Below are 20,770 nucleotides of genomic sequence, written 5' to 3' on the forward strand. Positions count from 1 at the left end.
CGGTGTCACGCCTTGATCAGCCCGGCGCCGCACAGGGCGTCGGCCGCCGCGGCGACGGTGTCGAACGGCAGCCCGGACCGCTCCGACACGTCGAGCAGACCGTGCTCGCCGTCGGAGAGGCTGAGCACCCAGAGCATGGCCATCTGGGCCTGCTTCGCGTCGCTGCGACCGCCGAGGGACGCGTACAACCCGCGCCGTCCCAGCTGCGGTTCGCCGTAGGGGCTGAGGTTGAGGTACCGCCGGTTGCGGTCGAGCACGGCGAACGCCTCCCGGCAGACGGCGAGCGTGTCCGCCATCGCCTCCGGGGAGACGAAGTCCGGGTTGTCCGCCGAGGTGTGGTACTCGGGGTAGCCCGCGTACGGGGTCCGGCTGAGCGAACCCACGCCGAGATCGAATCCCGGTGAGCAGAACTGCCGCTCGTCATAGCCGTACGGAGTGAACTCGGCCACGTGGTGCGGGCGTTCGGAGGTGCTCAGCACATGCCGCATCACCCGGTCGATCTCCGCGTCACCGCGTCGGCTCTGCTTGTACGTCAGTCGGCCGGAGTCCCCGGCGCAGGCCAGCACCAGCCCGTGCTTGACGTGTTCCACCCGATCCGCGTTGCGGGCCAGCCAGGTGATCGCCCCGATGGTGCCGGGCGCGAAGAGGAACCGGTAGGTGTAGTACGGCGTCCGCTCCGCCAGCGCCCGGGCCAGGAACGTCGCCACCGCGATGCCGGCCAGGTTGTCGTTGGCCAACGACGGGTGGCACACGTGGCAGGAGACGATCACCTCGTCGGTGACCTGCCCGGGAACCACGTGCTCCGCGTAGGTGAGGTGCCCGTCCGCGAGCGTGGAGTCGACGCGCACCTCGTAGTCGCCGTCAGGCAGCGCGTCCAGGGTCTCCTGGGCCAGGCAGAACCCCCATTGCGGTGTGTAGTAGCTGGTGCGGTACGGCACCCAGCTCGGGTGCTCCGGCAGGGTGTGCAGGTGTTCACGCAGCTCGGCCAGTGGCATGGTCGCCGACACCGGCACGCTGTAGCCGAGCACGTGCAGGTTGGACGCGGCGAAGTCGACGACCCGGTTGCCGGCCGGGTCGGCGATGTAGGCGTCCCGGATGTTCCACTCCTGCGGCACCGTCCAGTCGAGGACCTGGGTCCCGGTCGGCACCTCGTGCACCTGGAGCGGGATGTACTCGCCGACGATCTCCAGGGTGGCGCGCACGCCGTCGCCGGTGATGCTCCGGCACAGCGGGTACAACCGCTCCACCAGCGCGTGCATTTCCTCGCCGGCCGCGGTCATCGGCGCCACCGCAGGGTGTCGTCGACGGCGCCGGACTCGGACGCCGCGCGCAACACGGCCAGCCGGGTGAAGCGCCGCTCGAAGTCCTCCCGGGTCAGCCCGTGTTTCCGGTAGGCGTCGGCGAGTTCGAGCGCGCCCCGCTTCACCGTCCACTCGCAGTCGAAGCCGGGCACGGCGGCGCGGAACCGGGAGAAGTCCACCCGGTACGAGCGCGGATCGGCACCCGTCTCCCCGGTGATCACCACCTTCGAGCCGTCCACCGCCTCGGCGACCTGCTCGGCGATCTCGGCGACCGTGACGTTGTTCGCCTCGCTGCCGATGTTGAACGCCCGGTCGTGCACCGCCTCGCGCGGCGCCGTCAGCGCGGCGGCGAAGGCCCGCGCGATGTCGGCGGCGTGCACCAGCGGGCGCCAGGGAGTGCCGTCGGACAGCACCAACACCTCACCGGACAGCAGCGCGTGCCCCACCAGGTTGTTCAGCACGATGTCGGCACGCAACCGGGGCGAGTAGCCGAACGCGGTGGCATTGCGCATGAACACCGGGCTGAAGTCGCCGTCGGACAACGCGTGCAGATCGTCCTCCACCCGCACCTTGGACTCCGCGTACGGTGTCACCGGGCGCAGCGGGGCGTCCTCGGACACCAGGTCGTCACCGCCGGCCGCGCCGTACACGGAGCAGGTCGACGCGTACAGGAAGCGCCGCACCCCGGCCTCGCGGGCCAGTTCGGCCAGCCGCACGGAGGCGTGGTGGTTGATGTCGTAGGTGAGGTCCGGTGCCAGCGATCCCAGCGGGTCGTTGGACAGCGCGGCCAGATGGATCACGGCGTCCACCCCGGCCACGTGCTCGGCCGTGATGTCGCGCAGGTCCACCCGAGGCCCCGGCGGGTCCGCGGGCGTCGGGCCCAGCACGCAGTCGGCGAACAGGCCCGCGTCGAGACCGACGACCTCGTGCCCGGCGGCGGCGAGGACCGGGGCCATCACGGTGCCCAGATAGCCCTGGTGTCCGGTCAGAAGTACGCGCAAGGTTCATTCCCCCAGGTCGAGAGTGAGTTTGGTGACGGCGAACGCCTCGGCGTAGCGCGCGTTGCTTTCGATGCCCCGGATCCGGGCCAGCCCGAGGAAGGCCTCCCGGTCGTACCAGGGCCGGTGCCGCTGCGAGGGGTAGTGCTCCTGCAACAGCCGCACCTTCTGTTCGGCGATCTCCGGCGACAGCGGCTGGTACGCCGCCGGCCGGCCCAGATCGCCGTCCCATTTGACGATCTCGTAGCCGAGCACGAGGTGGTCGCGGAACGCGGTGGTCATCAGCTTCGCCAGACCGCGGTGATCCTGGTGCGCGTCATCGGTACGCGGCGCGAGCACCAGATCCGGTTCGGTCTGCCCGCGCAGCTCCTCGACCGCGGCCTTCGCCTCGTCCCAGTGCGCGGGCAGCCGGCCGTCCGGCAGCTTCAGCACGGTCAGCCGCAGGTCGGCGCCCGGGCAGAAGGCGGCGAGCGCGGCCCGCTCCTCCTGTTCCCGCTCGCCGCCCCCACCGGACAGCACCAGCACGTCGACGCGGATGCCGGGCCGCGCGAGGCACAACGTCAGCAGCGTGCCGCCGGCGCCGATCGCGATGTCGTCGCAGTGCGCGCCCACCGCGACGATCCGGTCCAGACGCCCGGTCCCGAGCCGGATCACGCGGTCCACGCCCCGGCGCCGCCGGTCGCGCCCGCTCCCGCACCGTCCCGTTCCCACACGGCCCACGGGCGGTCGCCGACGGCGTAGGCGGCGTCGAGCGCGGCCCGCTCCTTCACGGTGTCGGTGGGCTTCCAGAAACCGCGGTGCCGGTGCGCCACCAGCCGTCCCTGCTTCGCCAGTCGGGCACATCCGTCGGCGACCAGGTCACCGTTCTCCGGTATGTGGTCGAAGACCTCCTGGCGGAGCACGAAGTAGCCGCCGTTCTCCCACAGCGGCATGTCGCTCACCGCGGTGATGCCCCCACCAGGCCGTCCTCGCCCAGCTCCACACAGTGGAACGAGGACTGGGGCGGCACCACCATCATCGACGCACCGGCGTCGCGCCGCGAGAAGGATTCGATCATGTCCGGCAGTGGGGCGTCGGTGAGCACGTCGGCGTAGTTGGCGAGGAACATCTCGTCGCCGTCGAGGTGGTGCCGCACCCGGCGCAGCCGCTCCCCGATCGGGGACTCGATGCCGGTCTGCACGAACGTGATCGTCCAGGAGGCGATGTCGGTGGACAACAGCTCGGTCCGCCCGCCCCGCAACACGAAGTCGTTGGACGTCGTCTCCTCGTAGTTGAGGAAGAAGTCCTTGATGTGGTGCGCCCCGTACCCCAGGCAGAGAATGAACTCCGTGTGCCCGAAGTACGCGTAGTAGCGCATGACGTGCCAGATCAGCGGCCGAGGACCGACCATGGCCATCGGCTTGGGCACGTCGTCGGAGGTTCCGCTGCGCATCCGCAGCCCGTAACCGCCGCAGAACAGGACGACCTTCACGGCTTGACCTCCACGATGCTCAGTTCCGGGATGGGGAAGACCAGTCGGCCACCCCAGGCGTGCACGAAGGACAGCTGCTCGACCAACTCGTCCCGCAGGTTCCACGGGAGGACGAGCACGTAGTCCGGTCGGTCGATGCCGATCTGCTCGGGCGACAGGATCGGGATGCGGGTGCCCGGGGTGAACCTGCCGTGCTTGTAGGGGTTGCGGTCGACCGTGTACCCGAGCAGATCGGGGCGGATGCCGCAGTGGTTGAGCAGGGTGTTGCCCTTGCCGGGGGCGCCGTATCCGACGACCGTCTCACCGCGCTCGGCCGCCTCGATGAGGAACCGCAGGAGGTCCCGGCGGACCTTGGCCACCCGATCGGAGAACTCGGTGTACCCGGACAGGTCCTGCAACCCGGCGGCCTTCTCCCGGTCCAGCACCTCGGCCACCCGCCGGCTCGGCTCGCCCGCAGCCTCGGCCGGCCGGGCCCACAGCCGGATGGAGCCGCCGTGCGTGGGCAGCAACTCGACGTCCACGAGGGAGAGTCCGCCGCTCGCCAGCGCCCGGATCGCGGAGGCGACCGTGTAGTACTGGAAGTGCTCGTGGTAGATCGTGTCGTACTGGTTCTCCTCGATCAGGGTCAGCAGGTGCTGCACCTCGATGGAGACCCAGCCGTCGTCGGCGACCAGGGCGCGCAGCCCCCGGGTGAACCCGACCACGTCGGGGATGTGCGCGTACACGTTGTTGGCCACGACCAGGTCCGCCGGGCCGTGCTCGGCACGGACGGCCGCGCCGGTGGCGGGGTCCAGGAACTCCGTGAGCGTGGGCACGCCCGCCTCCCGCGCCGCGGCGCCGACGTTCACCGACGGCTCGATGCCGAGGCAGCGGACCCCCCGGTCCACCATGTGCCGCAGGAGGTACCCGTCGTTGCTCGCGACCTCGACCACGAAGGCGTCGGGGCCGAGGGCGAGGCGCTGTACGGCGTCGGCGACGAAGGTGCGCGCGTGCTCCACCCAGGAGGTCGAGTAGGAGGAGAAGTACGCGTACTGCGTGAAGGTCTCCTCCGGCGTGATCAGCGGAGGGATCTGCGCGAGCCAGCAGTCGGTGCAGACCCGCAGGTGCAACGGGTAGGTCTGCTCCGGCCGGTCCAGTTCGTCCGCGGCGAGAAAGCTCTCGCACGGCGGGGTCGCCCCCAGGTCGACGACGCTCGCGAGCGTCGCCGAGCCGCAGAGTCGGCATCGTGTCATCTACTGCCCCCATCCCTGCCCGCGCGGGTTTCCCGCGGCGGGACTCCTTGTCCGACCGGCGGCGCGCCATGCCCGCCACCGGACCGCACCGCGATTGCGGTGCGGTACCCCTCCACCAGGCGCTCCAGCCCGACGGTCGGGCTGAACCCCTGTTCGTAACGGCGCCGGGCGGCCCGCCCCATCTCCCGGTTGCGGTCCGGCTCGGCCGTGACCCGGCGCATGCAGGCCGCGAGCGAGGCGGGCTCGCCCGGCCGGTGGAGCAGACCGCTCACCCCGTCCTCGACGAGTTCCACGAAGGCGCCGTGACCGGCGGCGACGGCCGGGACCCCCGCCGCCATCGCCTCCACGACCACCAGGCCGAACGCCTCCAGCCAGGTCGAGGGGGCCACCACGGCGACCGACCGCGCGATGGCCTGCCGGCACTGCGCCTCGTCGTACAGACCGACGTAGCGCACGTCGTCCCGGCCCGCCGCCCAGGCGGTCACCTCCCGCTCCAGCGGCCCCGTCCCGGCGACCACCAGTGGCACGCCCACACCGCCGCCGGCGGCGATCTCGTCCCACGCGGCCATCAGCAGCCGTACGCCCTTGGCCTCCGCGAGCCGGCCGAGATAGAGCAGGTGCTCGCCGCCGCCCGTTCTGACCGTGCCCGGTTCGGGCACGAAGTTGTGTTTCACCGCCAGCCGATCGGCCGGCATGCCGGCCCGCACCAGGACGTCGCGCTGCGCCCCGGAGATGCAGAAGAACCGCTCCACACCGGACCACCACCGCCGCCGGTTGACCGACAGGCTGACCGCGAGCGGCACCGTCGCCAGCCGGGAGCCCCGGTAGCAGCCGTGCCGGACGGCCGGCAGCGGCGCGGTCCCGACGCACTCGGTACACGGCCGGCCGTCCCGCTGGAGCGTCCCGGGCGGGCAGACCTGGGTGTAGTTGTGCAGGGTGGCGACGGCGGGCACACCGGCGTCGGCGCAGGCGGCCAGTACCGCGGGCGACAGGAGCGGGAAGACGTTGTGGACGTGCACCACGTCCGGCCGTTCGTCGCGCAGCCGCGCCGCGAGCTCCGTACGGACCGCCGGGTTCCACGGGACGAGGAACGGCAGCGCGGCCTTGGACACCAGGGACCGTGCGGCGATGTCGTCACTGCGCCGCTCGAACACCTCGACCCGGTGGCCGGCCTCGCGCAGCAGCCCCACCTCCTGGTCGACGACCTTGTTCTCACCGCTCGGCTGCGCCGAGGCGTAGCGGTTGTGCACCACGAGGACGTGCATGCTCAGATCACCTCCGATTTCCGGGCCCACTGGGGTGTGCGTCGACGGGACACTTCGGGCGTCGTGAGGGGAGTGGCCGCGACGGGTGACGCCAACAGCGAGGCGGCCACGGTCAGATGCAGCAGATACGGCGACGCGTCGCCGAGCCCGGCCTCGGTGTACGACGCGATGGCGCAGTAGCTGACCAGGAAGAGCGCGCAGGCCCGCTGGAGCGACGGTGGGCGCAGCAACGCGACGCCGCCCAGCACGATCACGATCGCGCCCACGATCGTCACACCGGTCAGACCCTGCTCGTTGTAGACCGCCAGCCAGCTGTTGTCGATCGGCAGCCCCCCGAAGGACTTGTCGCCCAGGCCTGCGCCGAACATCTGCTCCGATCCCGTCCTGGGGGCCGCCAGCAGGGCGTCCCAGACCTTGGCCCGACCGGTGAGGTTGGAGAAGTTCTCCTGGCTCTGCCCGCGCAGGAACCACGCCTGGAGCGCGGAGTTGAACCCCACCGCGGCCACGACGGAGCACAGCACCGCCCACGCGAAGAACCGGCGGGCGGCGGCACTGGTCAGGACGAGCGAGCCGATCGCCAGCACCAGCCCGATCAGCAGGCCGAGGGTGGCCGTCCGGGTATGCGTCAGCGCGAGCAGGACGAGCGCCGGCACGATGACCAGCGCCGCGTTGCGCCGATCGGTCCGGCGGCCCAGAAGGAGCAGCACGGTGAGCCCGATGATCACCGCGGCGTACTGTCCGATCTGCGGCGGGGTGAGCGGCCACAGCGCGCCGACCAGCCGCCCGCCGTAGACGTCGGGCATGGCCGCGCCCGGTGAGACGAGCAGGCCGGCGGCCACCGAGGCGAGCACCGCGAAGTACATCCGGATGTGATGCCGGACGAACGTGTGACCGCCGTCCCACCAGCGGCTGAGCAGCCACAGCGTGCCGACGAAGAGAGCCAGCCGGGTGCAGCGGAACAGCGCGCCGAACCCGGACTCCAGGTGCGCGCTGGAGATCACGCTCGGCACCAGCAGCAGCGTGAGCAGGAACAGGAAGGCGCTCGCCCGGATGCGCAGCCGGAGATTGACGGCGAGCGCCAGCACGAACGCGGCGACCAGCGAGCCCATGGTGACCATCTGGATGAGGGAGCGGGGCAGCGGGATGATGGTCTCCGCGCCGGCGGAGCCGAGCGTGTTGAGGATCAGCAGCCCCCAGACGATCCCGACGATCCTCGGAGCGCCGGGAGTGCCCGGTTCGGCGCCGGGCCGCGTGCCCGCGCCGTCCGGTCCGCCCGGCAGCCCGTCGCGCGCCGGCACGTCGTGTGTCGGTCCCTCGCGCGTCGGGTTCCGACCCACCTCAACCACCCGCCTGTGGCCGGAAGGTGCTGCCCGCGTCCTGCCGGTACGGCGCGCCCTGCCACTGCCCGAAGTCGAGCTCTCGGCTCGGGTCGTGGGCGACGAAGCTCCACGGTCCGACGTAGACGTTGTCGTGCCAGCGGTTCTTCTGCTCGTGGGTGATCGCCTCGGCCACCGGTTCGCCCTTGTACGGCGACCAGTCCGGGTAGGTGCCGTAGTTGGCCAGCACCGCCATGCGACCGCACTTCACCGTGCACCCGACGACGGACGTGTCCAGCACGAAGCGGTTGTCGTGGATGTCCACCCGCTGCGTCTTCCACCGGCAGTCGGCGTAGAGCGGCGCGGTGGTGATGTTCGGCTGCGCGCAGGTGTCGGTGTCCTTCACCAGCAGCGTGCAGTCACCGGAGGAGGTGTTGGCGGGGCTGTTGCAGAACCGGTCGGCGTTCTCCCAGAGGGTGATCCCGGACCAGTTGTTCTCCAGCACGTTGTCATGGATCTCGATCTTGTCCGTGCGGGCCGGGACCCGCGGCTCACCACCGGACTCGGACAGGTAGACGGTCGCGAACGGGAAGGCGTCGCCGACGTCGGCCTTCTTGCGGCCCTCGACCCAGTTGTTCCGCCGGATCGTGTTCTTCCGGATGACCGCGTTGTAGCTGGTCTCGTAGATCAGCGCGGCACCGTCGTTGCCCTCGACCACGTTCTCCTCGATGCGGAAGTCGTTGTTGTTGGTGTCCGCCCACATCCCGGGACCCCGGTTGTCGTGCACCCAGTTGCCGCGCACGTCGGCGCCGTTGACCGCCCAGAACTTGACCCCTCCGGTACAGCCGCAGCCCGGCTGCCGGCGCTCCCAGTCGTCGACGCTGTTGCCCACGATCTCGTTGCCCTCGACCACCAGGTCGATGATGGGGCCGCCGGACTTGTACGCGTTCACTCCGTACTGACCGTTGCCGCGCAGGCAGTTGGCGCGGATCCGCTGGTGGGCACCGGCCATCAGCCCGGCACCGGAGTTGTTCTGGATCGTCGCGTGCTCGATCACCCACCCGTCGGCCGAGTCGTGGTTGACCACGCCCTCGTTCTGCGGCGCGACGAACCCCTGCACGGTCAGCCGGCGGATGGTGACGTTCCCGGCGGTACCACCGAACGCGTACTGGTTGGTCTTGCGGCCGTCGAGCACCGCGCCCGGCGCCCCCAGGTAGCTGTCCCCCTCCTTCGGCAGAACCTGCGCGTAACGGTCGGCTTCGAGCGTGTGCGTCCCCGCCCCCAGCCAGAACGTCGTGTTCGGGGGGCTGCTCCTGGTCTTCGCGGCCAGGTCACCGACGACCGCGGGGTCGACCGTCACCGCCCCCGGCGGAGCCTGCGCCGGCCCGACCGAGGACGTGTCGCACACCCGGGCCACGGAGGTGGTCGGGGTGACGGTCGGCTCCGCCGACGGGCCCGGTGCGCCCGGCGCGCCCACGCACCCGGTCGCCGGCAGGAGCAGCACCAGCGTTGCCGTCGGCAGCGTCCAGTGCCGCTTCTTGATCACCACGCGTTCTCCCTAGTCGCGGAACCTGAGCACGGTGGTGAACCCCTCCGTGCCGTCGACGAAACCGGTGCCGATCAGCGTGGTCGTGGGCTCCTTGCGCCCGAAGCCGTCGGAGTACCAGCCCAAGGGCGGGTCCGTCTCGCCGCGATGCGCCCGCCAGGACAACTGCCCGGGCAGGTCGAGCACGGCGGAACGGTCCTCGCCGTCCCGGCTCCAGGTGAGCTCCGCCCGGCACCCCACCAGGTCCGCTGCGATCACCGGGCCGAGATGGAACGCCAACCGCGCCGCCCGGCGCGGCCCGCGCACCTCGTCGACCACCCGCAGCTCCCGGCTCTCGGAGGTCAGCTCCACCCGGCGCCGGTGCACGGACCCCTCGTAGCCGTCGTGCTCGGCGCACCAGCGGGCCGTCCCCCCGGCGGCGGTACCGGACGCGTCCGCGACCAGGACCCGGCTGCGGGCGTGCCCGGTCCACAGGAACGGGCCGCCGGAGACGGACTGGTCACCACCGTCCAATTCCAGGGTGTTGTGGGCGAGGGTCGACCGAAAGTACCGCCGCCACTCGGGCTGCCCGTGGTAGCAGAACGTCCCCGGGTCGGCGAGCACGTCGACCCCGTCGTGCCGGACCTCCACGGACAGCGCGTCCGCGTGGGCGTGCGCGGCGATGGACAGGAACCCGTGCGGGCCACCGTCGCAGCGGCACCAGATCTCCGCCGGACCGCGCAGGATGGTCATGCCCGCGTCGGCGAAGTGGGCCGGCCTGCTCGCCGGGCGGGTCACGGCCGGCGCGCCCGGCCGGATGAGCGAGGCCAACAGCGGGGTGCGCACGTCGGTGCCGGTCACCGCGGGCCACCAGGCGAGCCGGCCGAACACGGCGTCCCCGGTGGCCAGCAGCGAGGCCCAGCGGTCGGTGCCGGCTCCGTCCACGACCAGACCGTGCCCGTCGTCCGCGTCCCCCTGGCGCGGTGGCCGAAGCCGACCGTCCACGATCGCCGCGAGCGCGTCGGTCATCCGCAGCAGTACCAGCCGCGTCGTCGCGGGGACCGCCACACCGCACGCATCCGCCTCGGCGAGGGCGGCCAGACCGAGCTCCAGCACGAGGCCGTGGTACTCGGTGGCCAGCTCCCGGTTGAGACCGGAGCCGAAGGTGTTGCCCCGCAGCTGCCGGTCCAACGACCGCAACGCGTCGTCCCGCCAACGCGCCGAGGAGGGGAACCAGCCGAACGCGCAGGCCGCGGCGAACTGTCCGGCGGCCTCGGCGATGACGTGGTTGTTCGCCGAGGACCCCCGGCTGGGGAAGGCGGCCAGCCAACGCTGGTGGTGCCAGATCTGGTCCAGCGCCACCGGGTTGTCCTCGAAGAGGCCGGCCGCTCCCGGCCAGCCGTCGAGCAGCCGGCGGACCCACACCCAGGACAGGAGTCGGATGCCCAGCTCGATGCCGCTGATCCAATGCACCCCGCGCAGCGGCGTGTTGGCCGCCCACCACGCCCGAAGGTGCTCGGCGACCCGCTCGGCGTACCGCTCGTCCCCGGAGATCGCGTAGGCGGCGGCGAGCACGGTGAGGTACTGGTGCCGGGACAGCTCCCAGATCTGTTTGATGTCCCCGACCGCGTCCTCGTCCCGGTAGGGCACGTCGAAGGCGTAACCCCACGGCGCCCGGCGCCCGGTCTTCGGGTCGAGGCACCAGTCCGGGTCGACCAGGTCGTCGCGGTCCACCCCGAAGTACCCGCCGTGCCCGGCCATCAGCCGGTCGGCGTCGGCGAGGAGACGCTTCGCGGCGTCCGCCGGCACCGCGTCGATCGCCCCCGCGGGCAGTACCGCGGTGAACCGGGCGCCGGCCACGACCGGGCGCTGCGGCAGCGCGGAACGCCACCGGCGCCTGCGCACCGTGTCGCCCACCCGGCCGCCGACCTCGCGCGGCCCCATCCGCGACAGCCGGCGCACGTACCAGCCCGCGTTCGTGGTCATCGCGCCCCCGCCAACGTGACCGGCGCCCCGCCGGCCAGGCCGGCCTGCACGGCGAGGGTGGCCGTCGTGGTGGCGACCAACGACTCCAGGGACACCGGCATCGGCCCGCCGGTCCGCACGGCCCTGACGAACGCGGCCAACTCGGCGGACTGGCCCTTGTCCCGCGCCTTGGGCAGGCGCGAACTGACCCACCGCTTGGGGCCGCCCCGGCCGTCCGCGTACACCGACGCACGGACGAAGTCGTCGAGCCGCAGCACCTTGCCGTCCGCGACGAGGTCCAGCGTCTCCTTGGGGAAACCGGGTGAACCGGTGGTGACGTAGCTGATGGTGGCGGTCGACCCGTCCGGGTACCGCAGCAGGACCTGGAGGTCCTCGTTGCCGGACGTGGCGACCGCGTACACCGAGACCGGATCGGCACCCAGCAGCCAACTCGCCGTGTCGATGAAGTGGCCGCCCTCGCCCACGAAGCGCGAGCCCTCGGTCCCCTGCCGGAGGTACCAGCTGCCGTGCTCCAACCGGCCGGCGTTGATCAGGTATCGCAGGCTCGCCGGGCCGGTCCGGGCACCGAACCGCTTCCTGGCCTCCCGTAAGAGCGGCGCGAACCGGCGGTTGAAGCCCACTTGCAACCGGTCGTTGCCGGACTCCTCCACCGCCGCGAGCACCCCGGCCAGTTCGTCCTCCGCGAGGGCCAGGGGCTTCTCCACGAACACCGCCTTGCCCGCCGACAGGGCCCGGCGGGTCAGTTCGGCGTGCGTGCTGTGCCGGGTGGCGACGACCACCGCGTCGATGGACCCGTCGCCGAGCACGGCGTCGAGATCGGTGGTCGCCTCGGCGAAGCCGAACTTCCGCTGCGCGTTGGCGGCGGACAGCGCCGTCGTGGTGACGACCGTGGACAACTCGACGCCCTCGCGCTGCGCCAGGTGCGGCAGCAGCATCGACGTCGCGTAGTTCCCCGCGCCGACGAAGGCCAGTCGCACCGGCGCCTTGACGGAACGGGTCGGGCCGGCCGCTGCGCCGCCGCGTCGCACGGCGGGGACGGTCACCGCCGGGGCCTGCGCCTCGCCCGCCTCCTCCGTCTGTTCGGGGTAGCGGAACAGCACGGCCACGGCCTTCAGCTCGCCGTCCTTCAGGCGCCCGTACGTCTCGACGGCGTCGTCGAAGTCGGCGACGTGGGAGACCAGGGGCTCCACGTCGACGCGACCGCGGGCGAGGAGATCGAGGAAGCACGCCAGGTTGCGGCGCTCGGTCCAGCGCACGTAGCCGATCGGGTAGTCCCGCCCTTCGAGCTCGTACGCCGGGTCGTACCGCCCGGGGCCGTAGGAGCGGGAGAACCGGACGTCGAGCTCCTTCTCGTAGTACGCGTTCCACGGCAGGTCCAGACGGCACTTGCCGATGTCGACGACCCGGCCGCGGTCCCGGCAGAGCCGCGCGGCCAGCTCGACGGGCTGGTTGCTGTCGCCGCCGGCGGCCAGGTACACCTGGTCCACGCCGTGCCCGCCGGTCAGCTCGGCGACGGCGACCTCCACGGCCGCGGCCGCGGGATCGCCGCAGGTCGCCGCGCCCAGGCGCTCGGCGAGTTCGCAGCGCGCCGGGTCGGGGTCCACCCCGACGACGCGGACCCCCGAGGCGGTGAGGAGCTGCACCACCAGCTGCCCGATCAGCCCGAGACCGATGACCAGCGCCACCTCGCCGAGCTGCGGCTCGCCCTGGCGCACGCCCTGCATCGCGATCGACCCGACGGTGCCGAAGGCCGCGTGTCGCGGCGCGAGGCCGTCCGGTACCGGAGTGTAGAGGTTCTTCGGCACCCAGTTCAGCTCGGCGTGCAGCGCGTGCTCGTTGCCCGCGCAGGCCACGAGGTCGCCGACCTTGACGTCGTCGATCCCGGTGCCCACCTGCTCGACCACCCCGCACAGCGAGTAGCCCAGCGGCGTGTAGGAGTCCAACTTGCCCATCACCTTGCGGTAGGTGGCGGGTACCCCGTTGGTGGCGACGCTCTGCATGACCTTGGCCACCTGATCCGGACGCGAGCGGGCCTTGCCCACCATCGACATGCCGGCCTCGGACACCTTCATCAGCTCGGTGCCGGTGGAAATCAGCGAGTAGGCGGTCCTGACCAGCACACCGTCCGGCTTGCACCCCGGCACCGGAACATCGAGCAGTGCCAGCTCGCCACTCTTGTAGTTCTGCACAACCTGTTTCACCGGAACTCCTGTTGTTCTAAGCCGTCAAGTCAGTGCCCTGGCCGGAGCCAGAGGTCGCGCCGCGGTACCAGTACTCGAGGGTCAGTACGTGCCACAGATGCTTGGAGAAGTCCCGCTGTCCCGAGGCGTCCTCGGCGACCATGCGCGCCAGCGCGTCACGGCGCAGGAAGCCCGAATTGACGAGCACGCCGTCGTGCACCACCTCACGTACCAGCGGTGCCAGATCCCGGCTCATCCAGGCGCGCAGCGGGGCGCTGAACAGGCCCTTGGGCCGGTACACGATCTCCCGGGGCAGGACCGAGCCGGCAGCCTCCTTGAGGACGGCCTTGCCCTGCCGTCCGACGATCTTGCGTTCGCCGGGCACGGCGAACGCCGCCTTGACCACCTCGACGTCCACGTACGGCACCCGCACCTCGGTCGACGCGGCCATGCTGGAGCGGTCCGTGTAGGCGAGGTTCAGGCCCGGCAGGAACATCCGGGCGTCGCCCAGGCACATCCGGTTCACGAAGTCGTCGAGGTCGTTGTCCCGGTAGACGTCCGCGTGCTCGGTCAGCACGTCCTCCACCGTCCCGGCCAGGTCCGGATCGATCAGGGCGAGCAGTTCGTCCTGGTCGTACATGGTGTAGCTCCGCCGGAACGCGGTCTCCTCCGGCAGATCGGCGAAGGACAGGAAACGCTTCGCGAACCGCACCGACCGGTACCCCCGGCGGGCCGTGGCGACCGGAAGCCGGTCCACGGCGCCGGACAGGCCGCGCCGCAGGGGCCGCGGTACGCGCTGGTAGCGCAGCGCGAGCAGGTTGGCCAGGTGCTTGCGGTAGCCGGCGAACAGCTCGTCGGCGCCCATCCCCGAGAGCATCACCTTGACCCCGGCCTCCCGGGCGGCCTGGCAGATCAGGAAGGTGTTGATCGCGGCGGGGTCGCCGATCGGCTCGTCCAGGTGGTACGTCATGCGCGGCAACAGGTCGAGCACGTTCGGAGCGATCTCGATCTCGTGCAGGTCGACGCCGAACCGCTCGGCCACCCGCCGGGCGTAGCGAAGGTCGTCGGGCATCGCCTCGAACTTGGCGTCCTCGGCGCGGAACCCGATCGTGTAGGCGGAGATCCCGGGTCGGTCGCGGGCGGCCAGCGCGGTCAGGTAACTGGAGTCGAGACCCCCGGAGAGGAACGTCGCCACGGGTACGTCGGAAAGCAGGTGCCGGCGGGTCGACTCCTCGATGACGGCGGCGAGATCCGGCCGCTCGCCGCTCCGGGCCCGTTCCTGGCCCTCGGCGGCGACGTCCCGGAGGTTCCAGTACCGGCCACGCTCCACCCGGCCGTCCGGCCGGCACCGGAGCCAGCTCCCCGGCGGCAGCTTCTCCGCCTCGCGGAACGCGCAGCGCGAGTCCGGCACCCAGTAGTACAGCAGGGAGGCCACCAGCGCCGCGTGGTCCACCTGAAGGGACCCGCCGGTGGCGGCGGCGAGCGCCTTGAGTTCGGAGGCGAACACCAGGCCCCCGTCGCGCCGGAGCAGAAACAGCGGCTTGACGCCGAGTTGGTCGCGGGCGAGCACCAGGTCACCGGTTCGCTCGTCGAAGATCCCGAAGGCGAACATGCCGCGCAGCCTGGGCAGACAGTCCGTGCCCCAGCGCCGCCAGGCCTCCAACAGCACCTCGGTGTCGGAGGTGCCGCGGAAGCGCACCCCGGTGGCCTCCAACTCGGCGCGCAGCTCTGGCGCGTTGTACAGCTCGCCGTTGTACGTCAGGACGAGGCCGTCCGAGACCATCGGCTGGGCGCCGGTCTCGGACAGGTCGATGATGGCCAGCCGACGATGTCCGAGGTGCACTTCGCCGTCACCGGCGCCGTGACTGTACCGGCCGGCCCCGTCGGGACCGCGATGGGCGAGCGTGTCGGTGAGCCGGTCGGTCACTGCCTTCCCGTCCGGCCACCGGTACGTGCCTGCGATGCCACACATGTCCTACCGCGCTTCCTGGTCGATGTCCGGGACCCGTGCCAAGGACGGCCGCTCCGGCCGAGGCCGGTCCGTCCCGTTCTGCCGGGCCGTCTGCTCGCCGTGGCCGCGATGCGCGGCGTGCGAGGCGTCCCACAGCGTGCCGTCGGTCCGGTCACGGGGATCGGGGTCGATCAGCACCACACCGATCACCGCGATGCCCAGGTCCGCGAGCTGCCGTGCCACGGTGTGCAGCCATGCGGCGCTGCCGTGCCCGGCCCGCACGACGAGCACGGTCCGCGTGCCGAGGTACTGGAGGTCTGTCCACGCCGAGCCGGGCGCCACCGAGCCGACACCGAGCCGGCGGTCCTGCTCGGACAGGCTCGCGGCACTCTCGCCGTCGACCACGGCGGGGTCTCCCGGCTTCGGCTGGTGGTGGGCGAGCCGCCGGCCGGGCAGACCGTCGACGATCACCACCGGACCCGACCCCTCCTCCGTCAGCGCGCCGGCGAGGTCCACGGCGATCACACCGGCGGTGTGCGCGCACCCCAGTTCCAGCAACGACACCGGTTCCGCGGAGCCGCGCACGGCACGGGCCAGGGTCGTGGTGAGTCGTGTCCTCGCCTCCCGGGTCCGTCGGCGCTGCCAGGGCACGGCCGACCGTCGGGGCGTGCGGCGCACCTCCGCGATGACCGAGGCGCCGAGGTTCGCCGCGATCTCCCGGCGCAGTACGGGACGGTCCGCCACCACGGCGCCGACCGCGGCTACCGCGAGCCCGAGGACCAGCCCGAGGACCAGCCCGACCCCGGCATTGGTGACGGCGCTCCTGGGCAGCGACTGCCGCACCGCGCGCGCGTCGTCCACGACCTGGGTGCCGGCGATGAGCCGGGGGGTGCCGATGCGCGCCTCCGCGGCCCGGCGGCCGAAGTCGGTGATGCGCGAAGCGAGTTCGGCCCGGCGGGTGAAGAGCGACTCCATGGTCGCCGAAGCCTTCGGCCCGCTCTGCGGCGACGAGTCCCCGATGGTCTTGTTGACCTGTGCGAGTTCGGCCTGCATGCGGTCACGCTGGTCCAGCAGGGTCTTGGCCTCGGCGTCCGCGGCCTCCCGGATCCGCCTCACATGGTCCGCGACGAACGCGTCGGCCAGTGCCTTGGCCCGCGCCGTCGCCTCCGCGTCGCTGCCGGCCGTCACGGTGATCTGGAGCAGGTTGTTGGACAAGCCGATGCCCCCGTAGTCCCGCATGAAGTCCTCTGGTTTGTCCGGGGATCCGAGGGCCTGCAGGGCCTTGCCGGCGATCCGCGTGGTGTGCAGCAGTCCGACATCGGTGCGGATCAGCGTTCCGGGGTCGTTCGGCTGGTCCGCCTGATGTGCCACCAGCACCGTGGTCACCGCGGTCGGCGGCGGGGGCATGAGGACCGCCACCGCCGCGCCGACGAGCAGCCCCAACAAAGCCATGCAGCACCACAGGCGCCGGCGCCTGCGCACCGCGACCACCAGCGCCTGGAGGTCCACCAAAGGAGCGGCGGCCGCCGGCTCCGAAGGCGTGGGTGTGCTCACTCCGAACCTCCCGCCGCGTCGGCGGCCACCGCGAACGCCGGCGTGGCGTCCTGTCGGGGTTCGCCGGCGGACTTCGCCGGACGGGCCCGGACCAGGCCGGCGAGGACGACGCCGACGACCTGCTGCCGGGCGTCCGCACAGGCCCCGGCGATGTCGGCGAGCTCGCCCGCGGTCCGGTTGCCCGCGCTCAGCACGACCAGGACACCCGACTCGTCGTCGCGCCCCTGCACCAGCGGCCGGGACACCGAGACGCCCACCACCCGCAGCTGCGGTTCGCCCTCCGCCTCGGCGACGAGCCGTTCGGCCGCGCCGAGGGCGATCTCGTCGCCGTCCGGGACGAGGACCAACAGCCGCCGGGGGACGGGCAACCGCTCCCGCAGGCGGGCGCACACCCGCTGGTAGCGGACCCGCCTGCCGGCCTCGTCGCCGGAGGCCCGCGGCGCCGGTACGTCCCACCGGACGTCCACGCCGAGCAACCGGCGGACCTTGGCGCGCGGGCCCCGGCCCGCCGGCCGGTGCACGGGCCGTTCACCAGGTACGTCGACGGTACCCAGCAACGCCCCGCCGAGCGCTGCGGCGATCTCCGCTTCGGTGCGCAGCCGGCGACTCATCCGTGCGGAGGCGAGATGACCGATGACCGCGAGCAGGAAGAACAGCAGCGCCCCGCCGATGACGAGCTGCATCCTCGTCGGCGGTGCCTCGCCGGTCGGCCGGGGCGCCGGCCCCATGACGACCATGTTGGCCTTGTCGGCGGTCGGGTCGGCCTGCTCCAGCTTCTTGACGGCCTCCTGCAACGCGGTGCGCAGTTTCGCGAGTTCGGTGCGGGTCTGCACGCTCTCCACGGACTTCCCCGGATCGGCCGCATCGGCCAGCTCGGTGATGCGGCGGCTGGTCTGCGTCACCATCTGCCGCAGCGCCTCGGGTCGCGCCGCCGCTTCGGGGTCCGCGCCCGCGCCCGCGATCCTCGCGGCGAACGTGACGAACTGTTGGGCCACCTGGTCGGAGAGCCGTTGTGCGCGCTCCGGGGTGTCCGAGGTGCCCGAGATCGTGATGATGTTCCCGTCGGCGGTCGTGGCACTCACCCGGTCCCGCAGCTCGCTGCCGCTGACCTCGGTCCAGCCGAGGGTGGCGGCAGCGCGGTCGAGCACCACCGAACTCGTCGCGATCTCCGCCTGGGTCAGCAGCTCGCGCTCCTGCCACGCCCCCGGCAGCAGTACCGATGCCGATGTCGTGTACTGCGGAGGGAACAGCAACGAGGTGCCGTAGCCGACGAGCGCACCCACCACGACGAGGAGGGTGAGGAGCCGCCGGCGCCGACGGATGATCCGCCCCATCGTTGCCAGGCGTATCGTGTCATCACTCAACGGTGCGGCCTCCTCCCGCCCGCTCCGGGTCGCCCCTCGACACCTCGACGGCATCAGGGCGGGCTGCGGCGTATGCGGCGAGCAGCGAGGCTTGCGAGTTCCGCCAGGACAGCGGCCCGTTGATGCGCTCCTGGCCGACCTTGCCCATGTGGGCCCGCTTCTCCGGATCGTCCAGCAGCAGTGCGATGAGTCGGGCGAACTCCGCCTCGTCGTTGGCGGGCGCGTAGACGGCGGCCTCACCGGCGGAGACCCGGGCCTCCCGGAGGTCGAACGAGACGATCGGCCGCCCCATCACCATGTACTCCAGGACCTTGTTCATGGTGGACACGTCGTTGAGTGGATTGAGTGGATCGGGGGACAGGCACACGTCCGCGGTGGACAGGTAGCGCACCAGATCGCCGTCCGGGATGCGCCCGGTGAACTGCACCTGCTCCGACAGGCCGAGCTGCCGGGACAGCTCCACCATGGCGTCGAAGCTGTCGCCGGCGCCGACGAACACCGCGTGCCAGTCGGTCCGCCCGATCTCGTCGCGCAGCTTCGCGAGAGCCCGCAGGGCGTAGTCGACGCCGTCCTGCGGACCCATGACACCCAGGTAGCACAGCAGATGGGGCTTGCGACGCTTCAACTCCGGCTCCGGCGGCACCGGTTGGAATCGCTGGGTGTCGGGCGCGCTGCGCACCACGAAGACGTCTTCGGGCCGCCGGCCGCCGCGGCGGATGGCGACGTCCCGGTAGCTCTCGTTCGTGGCGAGGACGATGTCGGCGGCCCGGTAGGTCCGTCGTTCCAGCGCGAGCACGGCGCGGTACAGCAGGTCCTGGCCGCGGTCGAACCGGGAGAGGTACAACTCGGGTACCAGGTCGTGCTGGTCGAAGACGAACCGCGCTCCGCGCCGCTTCATCCACAGCGCCGGCAGGAACAACAGGTCGGGTGGATTGCAGGCGTGGACCACGTCGACCGGGCCGATCCTGCGGGCCAGCCGGACCGTGTGCCACAACGCCGATCCGTACTCCTGGATGTAGCCGGCCGGTCCTCCGGTGGCCGCGCGCAACGGGTAGCGGTGGATCCGCACCCCGTCCAGCAAGACCTCCGACTCCGTGTCCCGGGTGGTCCCTCGGGGACAGATCACATGCACCGTCCAGCCCGCGTCGCGCAGCGTCGTGCACTCCTGCCACACCCGCCGGTCGAACGGCACGGAAAGGTTCTCCACGAGCACCAGCGCGCGACGGGTCGTCCCGCCGCCGCCGGTCGAGTCACCAGGCAAGGCCCATGTACCCCGGTTCGGTCCGGCGCGCATCGGCGTCGGGAAGGCGGACGAGGTCGACGATCAGCGGGCCGTCGCCATGGGGCAGCGCCGACAACACGGCCGGATCCTTGGTCCCCACCAGGCAGACCTCGGCATGCTCGAGCACCTCGCCGACCGACTCGGCGAGCAACTGCGCGAGGTGCGGCAGCCTGGTCTCGATGTACTCGCGGTTCGCGCCGAGCAACCGGGAGAGGTTCACGTTGGGGTCGTAGATCCGCAGGTCGTAGCCCTTGCCGAAGAGCCTCTCCGCCAGCTCGACGAGCGGGCTTTCACGGAGGTCGTCGGTGCCGGGCTTGAAGGACAGCCCGAACAGGCCGACCCGACGCTTGCCGGTGCGCTCGACCATTTCCACGGCGCGCTGGAGGTGTTCGGAGTTGGAGGGCAGCACGTGGGCGAGGATGGGCACCGAGATGTCGGCCCGTCGTGCCGCGTGGAGCAGGCTGCGCAGGTCCTTGGGCAGGCAGGAGCCACCGAAGGCGAAGCCCGGCCGCAGGTAGGCGGGGCTGATGTTCAGCTTGCGGTCGGCCAGGAACACGTCCACCACCTGGTGCGTGTCCACTCCGAGGGCCTGGCACACCGCGCCCAGCTCGTTCGCGAAGCCGATCTTGAGGCCGTGGAACGCGTTGTCGGCGTACTTGATCGCCTCGGCCGTCGGGATCGGCACCCGGAACACCTCACCGGGCAATCCGTCGTACAGCGCCTCCACCACGTCGCCGCTCGCCGGGTCGAGTTCGCCGATGACGGTCTTCGGCGGATCGAAGAAGTCCCGCACGCTCGTGCCCTCGCGCAGGAACTCCGGATTGACCGCGATCCCGATGTCCACACCGGCGGTGCCGCCGATGTACTTCTCCAGGATCGGCACCAGCAGGTTCAGGCAGGTGCCCGGCAGCATGGTGCTGCGGAACACGATGGTCTGTCGCCCGCCCCGCTCGGCCACCGCGGCACCGATCTGCTCGGTGACCCGCTCCAGGTAGGTGGTGCACAGACTGCCGTTGGGCTCCGACGGCGTACCCACGCAGACCAGTGACACGTCGCTGGCCATGATCGCCTCGCGGACGTCGCTGGTGGCGCGTAACGCCCCGGACCCCACGACCTCGGCGATGAGTTCGCCGATCCGTTCTTCGACCACCGGGGCCTTGCCGGCGTTGACCAGGTCGACCTTCGCCTGGTTCACGTCCACCCCGATGACCTCGTGCCCCAGGCTGGCCAGGCACGCAGCCGACACGCAGCCGACGTAGCCGAGCCCCAAGACGCTGACTCTCATAACCCGTTCCTCCCCCCAGGCAGGCCCTTTTGGCCTGCGGTACGTGAGCCGACCGGACAA

General features: G+C 71.7%; 14 protein-coding genes and 1 pseudogene. All 15 read right to left on the minus strand.

The genetic code is table 11. The features are described 5' to 3' along the window. Positions 1–5: 5 nt before the first annotated feature. Positions 6–1,280 (minus strand): DUF4910 domain-containing protein, encoded by a 1,275-nt coding sequence (locus ACQEVM_RS14110; RefSeq protein ID WP_433078512.1) that lies wholly within the window; start codon positions 1,278–1,280, stop codon positions 6–8. After that, positions 1,277–2,302, minus strand: coding sequence for an NAD-dependent epimerase/dehydratase family protein (locus ACQEVM_RS14115; protein ID WP_433078514.1), 1,026 nt, complete (start codon positions 2,300–2,302; stop codon positions 1,277–1,279). The genes ACQEVM_RS14110 and ACQEVM_RS14115 overlap by 4 nt, the downstream gene beginning before the upstream one ends. A 3-nt stretch (positions 2,303–2,305) precedes the next feature. After that, positions 2,306–2,953 carry a PIG-L deacetylase family protein gene (locus tag ACQEVM_RS14120; protein ID WP_433080001.1) on the minus strand — a complete coding sequence of 216 codons (648 nt, stop codon included), beginning with the start codon at positions 2,951–2,953 and terminating at the stop codon, positions 2,306–2,308. After that, positions 2,950–3,770 (minus strand): annotated as a pseudogene (locus ACQEVM_RS14125) (glucose-1-phosphate cytidylyltransferase). Before ACQEVM_RS14125 ends, ACQEVM_RS14120 begins: the two are co-directional and overlap by 4 nt. After that, entirely contained in the window at positions 3,767–5,002 is a 1,236-nt protein-coding gene (locus tag ACQEVM_RS14130; protein WP_433078516.1) for a class I SAM-dependent methyltransferase, read from the minus strand. The pseudogene ACQEVM_RS14125 and the gene ACQEVM_RS14130 overlap by 4 nt, the downstream one beginning before the upstream one ends. Continuing rightward, positions 4,999–6,267 carry a glycosyltransferase gene (locus tag ACQEVM_RS14135; protein ID WP_433078518.1) on the minus strand — a complete coding sequence of 423 codons (1,269 nt, stop codon included), beginning with the start codon at positions 6,265–6,267 and terminating at the stop codon, positions 4,999–5,001. Before ACQEVM_RS14135 ends, ACQEVM_RS14130 begins: the two co-directional genes overlap by 4 nt. A gap of 2 nt (positions 6,268–6,269) precedes the next feature. Further along, on the minus strand, positions 6,270–7,565 hold the full coding sequence (locus tag ACQEVM_RS14140) for an O-antigen ligase domain-containing protein (RefSeq protein WP_433078520.1): 1,296 nt from the start codon (positions 7,563–7,565) through the stop codon (positions 6,270–6,272). Between the two features lie 40 nt (positions 7,566–7,605). After that, positions 7,606–9,132 (minus strand): right-handed parallel beta-helix repeat-containing protein, encoded by a 1,527-nt coding sequence (locus tag ACQEVM_RS14145; RefSeq protein WP_433078522.1) that lies wholly within the window; start codon positions 9,130–9,132, stop codon positions 7,606–7,608. 9 nt (positions 9,133–9,141) lie between these two features. Beyond that, a complete protein-coding gene (locus ACQEVM_RS14150; RefSeq protein WP_433078524.1) occupies positions 9,142–11,094 on the minus strand; it encodes an alginate lyase family protein in 1,953 nt (650 codons plus the stop codon). Next, positions 11,091–13,295, minus strand: coding sequence for a bi-domain-containing oxidoreductase (locus tag ACQEVM_RS14155; protein ID WP_433078526.1), 2,205 nt, complete (start codon positions 13,293–13,295; stop codon positions 11,091–11,093). Before ACQEVM_RS14155 ends, ACQEVM_RS14150 begins: the two co-directional genes overlap by 4 nt. Positions 13,296–13,311: 16 nt before the next feature. Next, positions 13,312–15,246 (minus strand): asparagine synthase (glutamine-hydrolyzing), encoded by a 1,935-nt coding sequence (asnB, locus tag ACQEVM_RS14160; RefSeq protein ID WP_433078528.1) that lies wholly within the window; start codon positions 15,244–15,246, stop codon positions 13,312–13,314. A 3-nt stretch (positions 15,247–15,249) separates the two neighbouring features. Next, positions 15,250–16,779 (minus strand): Wzz/FepE/Etk N-terminal domain-containing protein, encoded by a 1,530-nt coding sequence (locus ACQEVM_RS14165; RefSeq protein ID WP_433078530.1) that lies wholly within the window; start codon positions 16,777–16,779, stop codon positions 15,250–15,252. Beyond that, positions 16,776–18,143, minus strand: a complete 1,368-nt coding sequence (locus ACQEVM_RS14170; RefSeq protein WP_433078532.1) for a Wzz/FepE/Etk N-terminal domain-containing protein — start codon at positions 18,141–18,143, stop codon at positions 16,776–16,778. The genes ACQEVM_RS14165 and ACQEVM_RS14170 overlap by 4 nt, the downstream gene beginning before the upstream one ends. Beyond that, positions 18,136–19,404, minus strand: coding sequence for a glycosyltransferase family 4 protein (locus tag ACQEVM_RS14175; protein WP_433078534.1), 1,269 nt, complete (start codon positions 19,402–19,404; stop codon positions 18,136–18,138). Before ACQEVM_RS14175 ends, ACQEVM_RS14170 begins: the two co-directional genes overlap by 8 nt. Then, entirely contained in the window at positions 19,394–20,710 is a 1,317-nt protein-coding gene (locus ACQEVM_RS14180) for a nucleotide sugar dehydrogenase (RefSeq protein WP_433078536.1), read from the minus strand. The genes ACQEVM_RS14175 and ACQEVM_RS14180 overlap by 11 nt, the downstream gene beginning before the upstream one ends. Between the last annotated feature and the right edge of the window lie 60 nt (positions 20,711–20,770).

The organism is Streptomyces sp. CA-243310 (assembly GCF_050936775.1).
Lineage (GTDB): Bacteria > Actinomycetota > Actinomycetes > Streptomycetales > Streptomycetaceae > Streptomyces.

Coding starts and splice junctions, on each gene's coding strand:
- ACQEVM_RS14135 (WP_433078518.1), bottom strand. CDS start 6,267: ATGCACGTCCTCGTGGTGCACAACCGCTACGCCTCGGCGCAGCCGAGC.
- ACQEVM_RS14130 (WP_433078516.1), bottom strand. CDS start 5,002: ATGACACGATGCCGACTCTGCGGCTCGGCGACGCTCGCGAGCGTCGTC.
- ACQEVM_RS14180 (WP_433078536.1), bottom strand. CDS start 20,710: ATGAGAGTCAGCGTCTTGGGGCTCGGCTACGTCGGCTGCGTGTCGGCT.
- asnB (WP_433078528.1), bottom strand. CDS start 15,246: ATGTGTGGCATCGCAGGCACGTACCGGTGGCCGGACGGGAAGGCAGTG.
- ACQEVM_RS14110 (WP_433078512.1), bottom strand. CDS start 1,280: ATGACCGCGGCCGGCGAGGAAATGCACGCGCTGGTGGAGCGGTTGTAC.
- ACQEVM_RS14150 (WP_433078524.1), bottom strand. CDS start 11,094: ATGACCACGAACGCGGGCTGGTACGTGCGCCGGCTGTCGCGGATGGGG.